The 12,728-nt window shown below is 67.7% G+C and carries 11 protein-coding genes; 3 read left to right on the forward strand and 8 right to left on the reverse strand.

Annotation, left to right across the window (positions count from 1 at the left end):
- Positions 1–65: 65 nt before the first annotated feature.
- Complete coding sequence (locus D514_RS34380; RefSeq protein ID WP_017830939.1) at positions 66–1,358, forward strand: MFS transporter; 1,293 nt, start codon at positions 66–68, stop codon at positions 1,356–1,358.
- 34 nt (positions 1,359–1,392) lie between these two features.
- On the opposite strand, the gene D514_RS34385 is transcribed toward D514_RS34380, so the two are convergent.
- The 3 genes from D514_RS34385 to D514_RS34395 form a co-directional block, all read right to left on the reverse strand.
- Positions 1,393–1,947 carry a YceI family protein gene (locus tag D514_RS34385; RefSeq protein ID WP_017830940.1) on the reverse strand — a complete coding sequence of 185 codons (555 nt, stop codon included), beginning with the start codon at positions 1,945–1,947 and terminating at the stop codon, positions 1,393–1,395.
- 179 nt (positions 1,948–2,126) lie between these two features.
- On the reverse strand, positions 2,127–2,495 hold the full coding sequence (locus tag D514_RS34390; protein WP_017830941.1) for an FKBP-type peptidyl-prolyl cis-trans isomerase: 369 nt from the start codon (positions 2,493–2,495) through the stop codon (positions 2,127–2,129).
- 227 nt (positions 2,496–2,722) lie between these two features.
- Complete coding sequence (locus D514_RS34395) at positions 2,723–4,027, reverse strand: PrsW family intramembrane metalloprotease (RefSeq protein ID WP_236610977.1); 1,305 nt, start codon at positions 4,025–4,027, stop codon at positions 2,723–2,725.
- An 88-nt stretch (positions 4,028–4,115) separates the two neighbouring features.
- Here D514_RS34395 and D514_RS34400 point away from each other — a divergent pair, with 88 nt between their 5' ends.
- Positions 4,116–4,985 carry a fumarylacetoacetate hydrolase family protein gene (locus tag D514_RS34400; protein ID WP_017830943.1) on the forward strand — a complete coding sequence of 290 codons (870 nt, stop codon included), beginning with the start codon at positions 4,116–4,118 and terminating at the stop codon, positions 4,983–4,985.
- 65 nt (positions 4,986–5,050) lie between these two features.
- Here D514_RS34400 and D514_RS34405 read toward each other — a convergent pair whose 3' ends face one another.
- From D514_RS34405 to D514_RS34420, 4 genes are all read right to left on the reverse strand, one after another.
- A complete protein-coding gene (locus D514_RS34405) occupies positions 5,051–6,511 on the reverse strand; it encodes an aspartate ammonia-lyase (protein ID WP_017830944.1) in 1,461 nt (486 codons plus the stop codon).
- Between the two features lie 61 nt (positions 6,512–6,572).
- On the reverse strand, positions 6,573–7,493 hold the full coding sequence (locus D514_RS34410; protein WP_017830945.1) for a phosphodiesterase: 921 nt from the start codon (positions 7,491–7,493) through the stop codon (positions 6,573–6,575).
- 58 nt (positions 7,494–7,551) lie between these two features.
- The gene (locus D514_RS34415; RefSeq protein ID WP_017830946.1) at positions 7,552–7,887 is read right to left on the reverse strand and encodes a hypothetical protein; all 336 of its coding nucleotides are present in this window, start codon (positions 7,885–7,887) and stop codon (positions 7,552–7,554) included.
- A complete protein-coding gene (locus D514_RS34420; protein ID WP_017830947.1) occupies positions 7,884–9,263 on the reverse strand; it encodes an inorganic phosphate transporter in 1,380 nt (459 codons plus the stop codon). Before D514_RS34420 ends, D514_RS34415 begins: the two co-directional genes overlap by 4 nt.
- A gap of 156 nt (positions 9,264–9,419) precedes the next feature.
- Between D514_RS34420 and D514_RS34425 the strand changes: the two genes are divergently transcribed.
- Positions 9,420–11,519 carry a S9 family peptidase gene (locus D514_RS34425; protein WP_017830948.1) on the forward strand — a complete coding sequence of 700 codons (2,100 nt, stop codon included), beginning with the start codon at positions 9,420–9,422 and terminating at the stop codon, positions 11,517–11,519.
- Positions 11,520–11,570: 51 nt separating this feature from the next.
- Here D514_RS34425 and D514_RS34430 read toward each other — a convergent pair whose 3' ends face one another.
- Complete coding sequence (locus D514_RS34430; RefSeq protein ID WP_017830949.1) at positions 11,571–12,599, reverse strand: 6-phosphofructokinase; 1,029 nt, start codon at positions 12,597–12,599, stop codon at positions 11,571–11,573.
- Between the last annotated feature and the right edge of the window lie 129 nt (positions 12,600–12,728).

Genomic DNA, 12,728 nt, shown 5'->3' on the forward strand with positions numbered 1-12,728 from the left:
CACCGGCCGGGAGGGAGGCCCGCACGGTTCAACTAGGCTCGAAAGGTGCAGAAGAAGTTCGACGAGTGAGCGCCCGCCGCGGCCACCTGATCGACCTCTCCCCCCTGAGGTCCAGCCCGGCATTCGCCCGGATGTGGATCGGATCCACCCTCGCCGGCATCGGCGGCCAGCTCACCATCGTCACGGTGATGCTCCATGTGTTCGCACTGACGCAGAACACCTTCGCCGTCTCCATGATCGCGGTCGCCGGCCTCGTGCCGATGATCCTCGCCGGGTTGTACGGCGGCATGCTCGCTGACGCGTTCGACCGACGCCGTGTGGCCCTGATCGCGGCGACGATCACCTTCGCATCCACCGCCCTGCTCGCCGCGCTCACCTGGACGGGCATGGAGACGATCTGGTGGCTGTACGTCCTGAGCATGATCAACTCAGCGGCCAACTCGGTGGGCATGGCCACGCGCACCGCCATCGTGCCTCGCCTCATCCCTCGCGACAAGCTCGCGGCCGCATCCGCCCTCAACGGCGTGGCCTTCGGACTCACGGTGATGGCGGGGCCGGCGCTGGCCGGCCTGCTCGTCGCCCTCACCGGCTACGGGTGGACCTACACGATCGACGTGGTGCTGATGCTGTCGATGTTCCTCGGGCTGTGGACACTGCCGTCACTGAGGCCGGAGGGCGCGGTCGTCCGTCCGGGCCTCGAGTCGCTCATCGACGGCTGGCGATTCCTGCGCAAGGCCGGCAACATCCGGATGCAGTACATCATCGACATCATCGCGATGACCTTCGGACAACCTCTCGTGCTCTTCCCCGCCCTCGGCACGGTGCTCCTCGGTGGCGGTGCCCTCACCACCGGTATCCTCACGGCCGCCGTCGCGGTCGGCACGTTCGCCTCGAGCCTGTTCTCGGGCCGCGTCGTGCAGTACCGCTGGCACGGCCGCGGCATCGCTCGGGCGGTGCAGGCGTACGGCGCGTCGATCCTGCTGTTCGGCCTGGTGCTGCTCATCGGAGCCTTCTCCGCGCCGGCGAGCGAGACCGCGCCGCACGTCGCGCTGATCGTCGCCGCGTGCGTCGCGCTCGCCCTGTCCGGCGCCTCGGACAACGTCAGCTCCATCTACCGCAACACGATGATGCAGGCCGCGGTGCCCGACGCGATGCGCGGACGCCTCCAGGGCCTGTTCATCGTCGTCGTCGCCGGGGGTCCGCGAGTCGGGGCTCTCTACGCCGGGACGCTCGCGACCCTGACCACCCTCTGGTTCCCGCCGCTTCTCGGCGGAGTCCTGGTCATCGCGCTCGTCGCCATGCTCGCGCGCCGCAACCGTCGGTTCCACGACTACGACGCAGAGAACCCCGAGCCCTGACGGGCTCGGGGTTCTGGCGACCGCGCGAACGGGGTCAGTCCTGCTGCAGTGCGCCCTGCAGGTCGAGGCTGATCGTGACGTCCTTGCCGACGAGCACGCCGCCGGTCTCCAGCGCCGCGTTCCAGGTGAGGCCGAAGTCCTCACGGTTGATGACCGTCTTGGCCGAAGCGCCGGCCTTGTAGTTGCCGTACGGGTCGGTGCCGAAGCCACCGAAGTCGAGCTCGAAACTGACCGGCTTGGTGATACCGCGGATCGTGAGGTCTCCGTCGACATACAGGTCATCGCCCTTGACGCGCGCGCCGGTGGAGACGAACTCCATGGTCGGGAAGTTCTCCGTGTCGAAGAAGTCGCCCGAGCGCAGGTGCGCATCGCGGCCCTCGTCGTTGGTGTCGATCGAGGTCACGTCGACCGTCGCCTCGACCTTGGCCTCGAGGGGGTTCTCCGGAGCCACGAGCGTCGCGCTCTTGACGCCGAACGTGCCGCGCACCTTCGAGATCATCATGTGGCGCACGCTGAAGGTGACCTCGCTGTGCGAAGGGTCCAGGACCCAGGTGCCGGGACGGTAGCCGGGGATGTCGATGCTGGTCATTGCTTCTCCTCTGGAGACTTCAGCCGCTGCTGCGGCAAGGGACAGGGGCCGCGTTGCCGCGACCACTGTGACAACTTACATTCAGTCGCATGTATTCCCCTGAATGGAGAATCTCTTCCGGAACGCCACGAGGCGCCCCTTTCCCGAAGGAGAGGGGCGCCTCGTGCGGAAGATCGAAGTCAGCCGACGGCGACGAGATCGATGATGAAGATCAGCGTCTTACCGGAGAGGAAGTGCCCTCCGCCAGCAGGGCCGTACGCGAGGTGCGGGGGGATGATCAGCTCGCGGCGCCCGCCGACCTTCATGCCGGGGATCCCGTCCTGCCAGCCCTGGATCAGGCCGCGCAGGGGGAACTGGATGGTCTCACCACGGCCCCAGGAGGAGTCGAACTCCTCGCCGGAGTCGAACTCCACACCGGCGTAGTGGACCGTCACCGTGTCGCCGGGCTTCGCCTCGGCGCCGTCACCCTCGATGATGTCGCGGATGACGAGGTCCGCCGGAGCGGGGGTGCTGGGGGCGTCGAACTCAGGCTTTGTGCGTTCAGTCATGTCTCCATCAAACCCGAGGCCGACGGACGCGGTCAACGCGCGCGCACCTGCTCACAGCGAACACCTCAGGCACGCACCGTCGAGCCTCGGCAAAACGCTCTTGACACCCGTACGGGGCCGGGTGCACCCTGTTTACAGATCAACTCAGCGCCCGGGAGACTCGCAGGCATCGCCGCAGCACCGGGCGCTGAGTCTTGCCGGGCGCGGGTCCCCTGCCTCGCTGCGTGTCAGTAGGAGAGCAGAGCCGCCCTGGTCGCCCTGGTGCGGATCAGGAGAGCACGCTCGTCGTCCACGGCCAGAGGATCCCGACCGGTGATCGCGCGCTGGCGCACGGCGGCGAGTGCGGTCGCGTCCTTGATGAACGCGCGCATCAGAGGCCGTCGGTCCCCGCGCAGCTGCGAGGCCCAGGCCAGTCCCACCTTTCGTCCGGCAGGGGTCGCGAGCATCGTGACCTCCTCGGGCGTGAACCACCCCGCAGCGGCGTAGTCCTCCAGGCGAGCTCTGGTGAGCCTGGCCTCCTCGCGACGCAGGGCGACGATGCACAGGATGAATCCGACGAACAGCGGCACCTGGAGGGTGAAGTACAGCCCGAAGAAGTCCGCGAACGTCGCGGAGCCGTTCCAGAGCGCGTGCAGGAGGATCGCCCCGATCAGGCCCAGCGCCCCGGCGCCGAGTGCCGCCTGGGCCGAACCGTGCCGACGGGCGACGAGACCGATCGCGAAGCCGGTGATCGCGGTGAACATGGCATGCGCGAAGGGCGAGAAGAGCCCACGCACCACGAACGTGACCGTGAGCTGTTCACCGCCTCCCTCGATCAGGCTCAACCCGAAGTACTGGATGTTCTCGGTGAACGCGAACCCCGCCCCGACCAGTGCGCCGTAGACGATGCCGTCGACGGGGCCGTCGAAGGCCCGTCGGGCGAGCAGGAAGATGAGGAAGACGCCGAGCCCCTTCCAGAGCTCTTCCACGATGGGCGCCTGCACGACGGCGGTGAACTCCTCCGATCGGATGTCGAGCAGGAGAGTCAGTGCCGTGTCGACGAGAAGGGTGAGCCCGACCGCCGCCACCGCACCCCAGGCGATGGCGAACGCGACGAGTCGCTTGGGCTCGGGCTCCCACCGATCGATCAGGCGCACGCCGAGGAACACGATCGTCAACGGAATGAGCGCGAGGACCAGGCCGACGACCGATGCGAAGGATCCGAGTGCCCAGACGAAATACCCCACGAGGGCGATCAGCAGGAACCCGAGCACTCCGAAGAGCCAGAGCGACACCGTGCGCCCCTTCTTGGTGGGCACGGGCAATGCGGGAAGAGACTCCGCCGGCGACGGGGCCACGGGAGCCGGTGGCGTGTACGGGGTCGGTTGCGCGAGAGACGAGGCGTACCCGGTGGAAGGCGCCCCGGTCGAAGGCGCAGGAAGGGGACGCGCGGGTGGCGCGGGCGTGTACGACTGCCGCGACACCTGCGGCGATGCCGGCGGAGGGGCGTAGGGCGAGGGCTGCTGCGGCTGGGACGGTCCTCCGGAACTCATAGGCAAAGCTTATGGGCACAACGCAGACCGCCCGGATATGGCGACGCCCTCCACCCGGCGACCATCACCCACCCGGTAGCGTAGAAGCATGCGGTTCGCTCACCTGCGCCGTCCTGACTCCCCTCTCGCGGTTCTCGCCGTGGTCGAGGGCTCGGACGCCATCCTCGTCTCTGACCTCCTGAACGACCCTCCTGCCACGCTGCAGCAGCTGATCGAGGGAGGAGACGGCGCGCTCGAGGCTCTGCGTGAAGCGCTGGCGACCGGCGCCGCCCGGCGCCACCCTCTCGACGGCTGGGCGTTCGCCTCCGCCGTGCTCGCTCCCCCGGCCGTGCTGGCCGTCGGCCTCAACTACGCCGCGCATTCCAGCGAGCTGGGTCTGAAGACGGATGCCGCACCCACGGTGTTCACGCTCTGGCCGAACTCGCTCACCGGCCACGAGCAGACCACGTCGTGGCCGCGCGCTCTCAGCGAGGCCGTCGACTACGAGGCCGAGCTCGGCGTGCTCATCGGCTCGCCCGCGAAGGACGTCGCCGAAGCCGACGCACTGTCGCACGTGTGGGGATACACGGTGGTCAACGACATCACCGCGAGGAACATCCAGTTCTCCGAGGCGCAGTGGTCCCGCTGCAAGTCGTTCGACGGCTTCACCCCGACCGGACCCTTCGCCGTGACCGCCGACGAGATCGCCGACCCGCAGGACCTCCACATCTGGACCGTCGTCGACGGCCACACCGTGCAGGATGCGAGCACCGACCAGATGGTGCGCTCGGTGGCGAAGCTGATCACGCACCTCTCGCAGTCGCTTACTCTGCTCCCCGGCACGCTCATCTCGACCGGCAGCCCCGGAGGTGCGGGCTACTCGCGTGACCCGCAGATCTTCCTCCGCGACCACTCCACCGTCACGGTCGGCATCGACGGCATCGGTGAGCTCACCACCCACTGCCGGATCACCGACTGACCTCACCTGCACGAAAGAGAGGGACGGATGCCGGAGCATCCGTCCCTCTCTTCGTCTCCGTGTGATCAGATCTCGATCAGGTCCTCCGACGCGATCACCGGGATCGCCGCCGTGATGGTCTCGAGCCCGGACAGGCGTGCGGGCGAGAGCTGCTTGACGACCTCTTCGCGGGACATCAGGCCGGCCTCCACCACCAGATCGGCGACGCTGCGGTTGGTCAACAGCGCGGTCTTCGCCAGGGCTGCCGCTGCTGCGTAGCCGATGAAGGGGGTCAGCGCAGTGATGACACCGACCGAGGCTCCCACCATCGCCCCCAGGCGGTCGCGGTTGGCGGTGATGCCGTCGACGCAGTTCACGCGCAGGGTCCACATGGCCTGGCGCATCCAGGTGATCGACTGGAAGATCGAGTGCGCGATCACCGGCTCGAAGGCGTTCAGCTGCAGCTGCCCGGCTTCCGCCGCCATCGTCACCGTCATGTCGGCGCCGGCCACGGCGAACGCCACCTGGTTCACGACCTCGGGGATCACCGGGTTGACCTTGCCGGGCATGATGCTGGAGCCCGCCTGCATGGCGGGGAGGTTGATCTCGCCGAGGCCCGCCTGGGGACCCGATGAGAGAAGCCGGAGGTCGTTGCAGATCTTCGAGAGCTTCATCGCGTTGCGCTTGAGCGTCGAGGAGAACGACATGAACGATCCGGTGTCGCTGGTGGCCTCGACGAGGTCGCCGGCGGTGCGCAGGTCGAGTTCGGTTATCTCACGCAGGTGCTTGAGCACAGCGGGCGCGTAACCGGGGTGAGTCGTGATGCCGGTGCCGATAGCCGTGGCGCCCATGTTGATCTCGAACATCAGCGAGGCGTTCTCGGTGAGGCGCGTGTGGTCGTAGCCGAGCGTCGTGGCGAAACCGTTGAACTCCTGGCCCAGCGTCATGGGCACGGCGTCCTGCAGCTGGGTGCGCCCGACCTTCAGGACATCGTGGAACTCGCGCGACTTGCCCAGGAACGACAGCCGCAGCAGGTCGAGCTCTTCGAGCAGCGAGCGCAGCGTCAGCGAGAGGCCGATCTTCACTGCGGTCGGGTACACGTCGTTGGTGGACTGGCTGCGGTTGGTGTGATCGATCGGCGAGAGGAAGGCGTAGTCGCCCTTCTCGCGGCCGGCCATCTCGAGCGCGATGTTGGTGATGACCTCGTTCGCGTTCATGTTGGTCGAGGTGCCGGCGCCGCCCTGGATGACACCGACCGTGAACTGCTCGTGGAACTCGCCGTCGATCACACGCTGCGCCGCACGATCGATCAGGTCGGCGCGCTCGGGGTCGAGCACTCCGATCTCACGGTTCGCGCGGGCACTGGCCTGCTTGACCATCGCAAGGCCGACCACCAGATCGGGATACACCGAGATGGGTCGCTTCGTGATCGGGAAGTTCGCGTCGGCGCGGGCGGTGTGGATCCCCCAGTACGCGTCGACGGGAATCTCCATGCTCCCGAGCGAATCGGTCTCGGTGCGGGTCGGGGTAGGCGCGGCAGAAGCCATGTCACATCCTCGTGGGTCGTGGCGGGTGAGAAGGGTGGGGGATGCTCCCAGTCTACGCCGCTCAGCGTCCGGGTTTGCGGGAGAAGGCCTCGAGTCGCCCTTCCGGGCTGAGCTTCGCCATGCGCTCCAGCCAGGCCTCGGAGAAGTAGTCGCCGGTCGGAGCCTCGGTCACCGGGACCACGGTGTGCGTGATCGTGTCGGGGTAGACGTGGACGATCTGGAAGGCCTGCGCGGCGTCCATGCCGTTGACCTCGGCCGACGGACGCGCCACGTTCATCGTGTAGCACGTCGCCGAGGCGACGCTCACGGGAACCCCGGCGAAAAGGCCGTGGGAGGAATAGTGCAGATGCCCGGCGAGGATGCCGCGCACGTCGCTCCCCCGCACGATGTCTGCGAGCTCGTCCTGATGCCGCAGCTCCAGGATGTCGAACAGCGGCAGATGGCTCGGGATGGGCGGATGATGCATCGCCAGCAGCGTTCCGTGCGGGGCGGGCTCGGCGAGCACCTCCGCGAGCCAGGCGAGTTGACCGTCGTCGAGATCTCCGTGATGCCACCCCGGGACGCTGGTGTCCAGCGCGATGAGTCGGAGGCCGTCGACGTTCCAGACGCCGGTCACCGGCTCCTCAGTCGGCGTCAGATCCAGCAGGCCCTCTCGCAGAGCCGGCCGCTCATCATGGTTGCCTGCCACCCAGATGACCGGGGCCCGCAGCGCCTCGGCCACCGGCTCCACCGCGGCCCGAAGGCGACGATAGGCATCGGGCTCCCCCAGGTCGGCCAAGTCCCCCGTGACGACGATGGCCGTGGGGTGCGGATGCACGGTGCGGATCGCCTCCAGCGTGCGGGCGAAGCTCTCCTCGACGTCGTAGCGTCCGCCCAGCCGCGCTCCCCCCGCGAGGAAATGCGGGTCGCTGACGTGGATGAGCACGTGCGACGCGGGCTCGTGCCTGCCGAAGACGTACGGAGTGCCGGTTCCTGCGGACATGACATCAGCCTATTGCCGCCCCCGCTCCGGCACCGGGACCCGCCCGGTTCCGCCGTCGTCAGTGACCGATGACGAGGAGCAGGATGCCGCTCACCACTGCGGCGGCGCAGAGCGCGAAGCAGCCGTAGGCCCCGACGAGGGCCAGCGACTTCTGCCCCTCGGTCAACGGACTCTTGCGCGCGGCCTTCGCCGCCTGCTTCTCGGCGCGCTTGAGCTCCTTCTCGGTGATCACCGTGATGGCGTCCGTGAACTCCGCCGGGCTCACCACCGGAGCCCGACCGCTGCGCACGAGCAGACGCAGACCCAGCGCGTAGAACGTGACGATGGCCGCGGCGCCGATGAGGGCTGCCGCGAAAACCTGGAGGAACGCGAACCAGTCGATCACGACGTTCATGCGGACTCCCCGTTCCGATCGGCATCTGCCTTCTTCTTCGATGCCGCAGACTTGGACGCACCGGCGCCGGCCTTGGCCTCGGCCTTCTTCTTGGCCTTGGCCGCGGCATCCTTCTTCGCCTGCGCCTTCGCCTTCTCCCTGGCCTCGGCGCGAGCCCTGGCCTCGGCCTTGGCCTGCTCGATGCGCTGTTGACGACGCGTCGGCGGAGGCGTATCGGGAAGCTCGATGGCCATGCCGGACTCGGCGACATCACTCATCGCGTTGGCGGGCGTGACGGCGTTGCGACGCGAGCGCATGTACAGACCGAGGATGATCAGAACAGCGATCACGGCGTCGATCGCGACGCCCCAGTTGCCCAGCCAGACCACGAGCAGCGCAGCGAGCGCTCCCACTCCGCCGGCGGCGGGAAGCGTCAGCAGCCAGCCGATGCCGATGCGGCCGGCGGTCCGCCAGCGCACCGTGGACCCGCGGCGACCGAGGCCGGATCCGATGACCGATCCGGAGGCGACCTGCGTGGTCGAGAGCGCGAATCCGAGGGCGCTGGAGGCGAGGATGGTGGCGGCTGTTGAGCTCTCCGCTGCGAAGCCCTGTGCGGGCTTGACGTCGGTCAGACCCTTGCCGAGCGTGCGGATGATGCGCCAGCCGCCCAGATAGGTGCCGAGCGCGATCGTGAACGCACACGCGATGATGACCCACAGCTCGGGCTCGTGGTGAGCGCCGGACTGCCAGCCGATCGTGATCATCGCGAGGGTGATCACACCCATCGTCTTCTGGGCGTCGTTGGTGCCGTGAGCGAGCGCGACGAGCGACGAGGTGAAGATCTGCCCCCACCGGAATCCGTCACGACCGTCGGGCTTGCCGTCGTAGCGACGGGTGATCGAGTAGGCGATCTTCGTCGCGGCGAAGGCGATCAGTCCCGCCGTGACCGGAGCGATCAGTGCGGGGAGCACGATCTTGGAGAGCACCATGCCGAAGTCGATGCCGCCGATACCTGCACCGACGAGGGTGGCGCCGATGAGTCCACCGAACAGCGCGTGCGACGAGCTCGAGGGAAGGCCGAGAAGCCACGTGAGCATGTTCCAGGTGATCGCACCGATCAGACCGGCGAAGATCAACGACAGGAACAGATCCGCTCCGGCCTCGATGATCGCATCCTCGCGGATGATCCCGCCGGAGATGGTCTTGGAGACCTCGGTCGACAGGAAGGCGCCGACGAGGTTGAGAACGGCGGCGAGGAGGACGGCTGTCTTGGGCTTCAGCGCGCCGGTGGCGATCGGCGTCGCCATGGCGTTCGCCGTATCGTGAAAGCCGTTGGTGAAGTCGAAGAAGAGTGCCAGCGCGATGACAAGCACGACGATGAGGGCTGCGGTTTCCACCGTTCGCTTTCGGTCGTTTGAGGAAGAAGGAGATGTCGACGTGATCGACGTGATGAACGAAGAGTTCACCGTGGGTTTGACTTCCGTTAACCGGCCCCGGTAAATCCTCCCACCCTCCCCCGTGCCGGTCAACTCGACCTGGGATAGCGTGAGACGGTGACTGACGCTCCTGCTGCCGACCGCCGCTCCTCGCTCCGCACCCACCACGGTGACACCTTCGACGATCCGTACGAATGGCTCCGCGCCAAGGAGTCGGCGGAGGTCGTCTCCCACCTCGAGGCCGAGAACGCCCACACGGAGGCCGAGACGGCACACCTCGCCGCTCTGCGCGAGCGGCTCTTCGAAGAGATCAAGGGTCGCGTGCAGGAGACGGACCTCTCCGTTCCCACACGCCGCGGCCACTGGTGGTACTACAGCCGCACCGAGGAGGGCGCGCAGTACGGCATCCATTGCCGCGCCGCGGCCGAGCCCGACGACTGGACTCCTCCGCGCCTCGAACCCGGTGTCCCGGTTCCCGGCGAGGTCGTGCTCCTCGACGGCAACATCGAGGCGGAGGGGCACGAGTTCTTCTCGCTCGGAGCGTTCGACACGTCCGACGACGCCACGAAGCTGCTCTGGTCCACCGACTTCGAAGGTGACGAGCTCTACACCGTGCACGTGCGCGACCTCACAACCGGCACCACGCTCGACGACGAGATCCCGAACACGGGCGGCGCCTTCTTCACGCCGGACGGTCGGGGTGTGATCTACACGACCCGCGACGAGGCGTGGAGGCCCGACACTCTGTGGCTGCACCGCCTCGGCACGCCCGTCACCGACGACGTGAAGCTCTTCCACGAGCCGGATGAGAAGTTCTGGCTCGGTGCCGGGATCACCCGTAGCCGCCGGTATCTGGTCATCGCGGTCGGTTCGAGCATCACGAGCGAGGAGTACCTCGTCGATCTGACGGGCGAGCTGACCGCGGAGCCGCAGCTCGTGTGGCCGCGTCGCGAAGGCGTGGAGTACTCGGTCGAGCATGCGATCATCGACGGCGAGGATCGTCTGCTCGTGCTGCACAACGACGGAGCGCTCGACTTCGAGCTCGTCTCGGTGTCAGCGTCCGAGCCGCAGGGCGAGCGACACGTGGTGCTCGCGCATGAGCAGGGCAGACGACTCCTCGGTGTCGATGCGTTCCGCGACTTCGCCACCGTGGAGTACCGCAGCGAGGGACTCGAGCGCGTCGGTCTGCTCGACTACGCCACGGATGCGGTCGACGAGCTGATGTTCGACGAACCGCTCTATTCGGCCGGCGTGAGCGGGAATCCCGAGTGGCACTCGCCGTTCCTGCGTCTGGGGTACACCTCGTTCGTGACGCCGGGGACCGTGTACGACCTCGACCTCGCGACCCGTGAGCTGGTGCTGCGCAAGCAGGTGCCGGTGCTGGGGGGCTACGACCCCGCCGACTACGGCCAGCGACGCGAGTGGGCGACCGCATCAGACGGCGTGCGCGTGCCGATCTCGCTCGTGTGGAAGCGCTCGTTCGGCGAGCCAGGCGTCGAGCCGCGTCCGGTGCACCTGTACGGCTACGGATCGTACGAGCACTCGATCGATCCCGGCTTCTCCGTGGCACGCCTTTCCGAACTCGACAGGGGTGTGATCTTCGCGGTCGCGCACGTGCGCGGAGGCGGAGAGATGGGCCGGCAGTGGTACGAGGACGGCAAGCTCCTGAACAAGCGCAACACGTTCACGGACTTCGTCTCCTGCGGCGAGCACCTGGCCGAGTCGGGCGTGACCACGCCGAGTCGGATGGTGGCCGAGGGCGGCAGCGCCGGCGGCCTGCTGATGGGCGCGGTGACGAACTTCGCGCCCCAGCTCTTCGCCGGCATCCTCGCCGGCGTGCCGTTCGTGGACGCCCTGACGACGATCCTCGATCCGTCGTTGCCGCTGACCGTCATCGAATGGGACGAGTGGGGCGACCCGCTCCATGACCCGGACGTCTACGCCTACATGAAGTCGTACAGCCCCTACGAGAACGTCCGCGACGGCGTGGACTACCCGCGGATCCTCGCCGTGACGTCCCTGAACGACACGCGTGTGCTCTATGTGGAGCCCGCGAAGTGGGTCGCACGCCTGCGCGAGGCCGGGGCGAAGGACGTGCTCCTCAAGTGCGAGATGGTCGCAGGACACGGTGGGGTGAGCGGACGCTACAACTCCTGGAAGGAGCGGGCGTTCGAACTCGCCTGGCTGCTGGACACTCTCGGCCTCGCCGAGGAGTGAATCGCTGAGGCTGAGCTCGTCCTGCGAAGGGCGGACTCAGCCTCACACGGCTCAGCCGAAGAGCGCCGCCGCCTCGTCGTAGCGGTACCGAGGGACCGTGTTCAGTTCGCCCAGTGCGTCGGCGAACGGCACCCGGACGATATCCGTGCCCTGCATGGCGACCATCTGGCCCCAGGCGCCGTCGACGATCGCGTCGGCGGCGTGCAGACCGAGTCGTGTCGCCAGCACGCGGTCGAACGCCGAGGGCGATCCGCCGCGCTGGATGTGACCGAGGATCGTCGCCCGCGTCTCGATGCCGGTGATGCGCTCGATCTCGGGGGCGAGCAGGTCGCCGATGCCGCCGAGGCGGGGGCGGTTGAAGGCGTCGAGGCCCTTGTCGCTGTAGGCCTCGTCCATTCCGAGGAGCTTGAACCCCTCGGAGACGACCACCAGTGGCGCGCGACCGCGATCATGCGCGCTGGTCACCAGTTCCGTGATCTCGTCGATCGACATCGGCACCTCGGGGATGCAGACGACGTGAGCTCCGGCAGCCATTCCGGCGTGCAGTGCGATCCAGCCGACGTGACGGCCCATGACCTCTGCGACCATGCAGCGCTGGTGCGAGTCGCCGGTGGTACGCAGTCGATCCATCGCATCCGTGGCGATGTTCACCGCGGTGTCGAAGCCGAACGAGTAGTCGGTCGCCTGCAGGTCGTTGTCGATCGTCTTGGGGACCCCGATGACCTTGATGCCGTCCTTGGCGAGACGGTCTGCTGCGGCGAGCGTGCCCTCACCACCGATCGCGATGATGCCGTCGATCTTGTGCCCGTAGAGGGTCTTGGCGATGTTGTCGGCTCCCCCACGCTCGCCCTCGTACGGGTTCGTGCGGCTGGTGCCGAGGATCGTGCCGCCGACCTTCGACAGCCCCTTCACCTCGTGCCGGGTCAGCGGCATGAAGTCACCGTCGACCAGGCCCCGCCATCCGTCGCGGATGCCGACGAACTCGAGGTCGTATGAGGTCGTGCCCTTGAGCACGATGCCGCGGATGACCGCGTTGAGGCCGGGGCAGTCGCCGCCGCTCGTCAGGATGCCGATCTTCATGCTGGTGCCTTCAGACGTTCGGGAGATGGGGGGAACAGGCGACGCTGCCTTCGATCGACACTAGCGCCCCGGCACGCTCGGGCGCCATTCGGGAGCGGCGAAAAGCGTCGATCTTGACGACCTGATTCA

This window comes from Microbacterium sp. UCD-TDU, assembly GCF_000340625.1.
Classification (GTDB): domain Bacteria; phylum Actinomycetota; class Actinomycetes; order Actinomycetales; family Microbacteriaceae; genus Microbacterium; species Microbacterium maritypicum.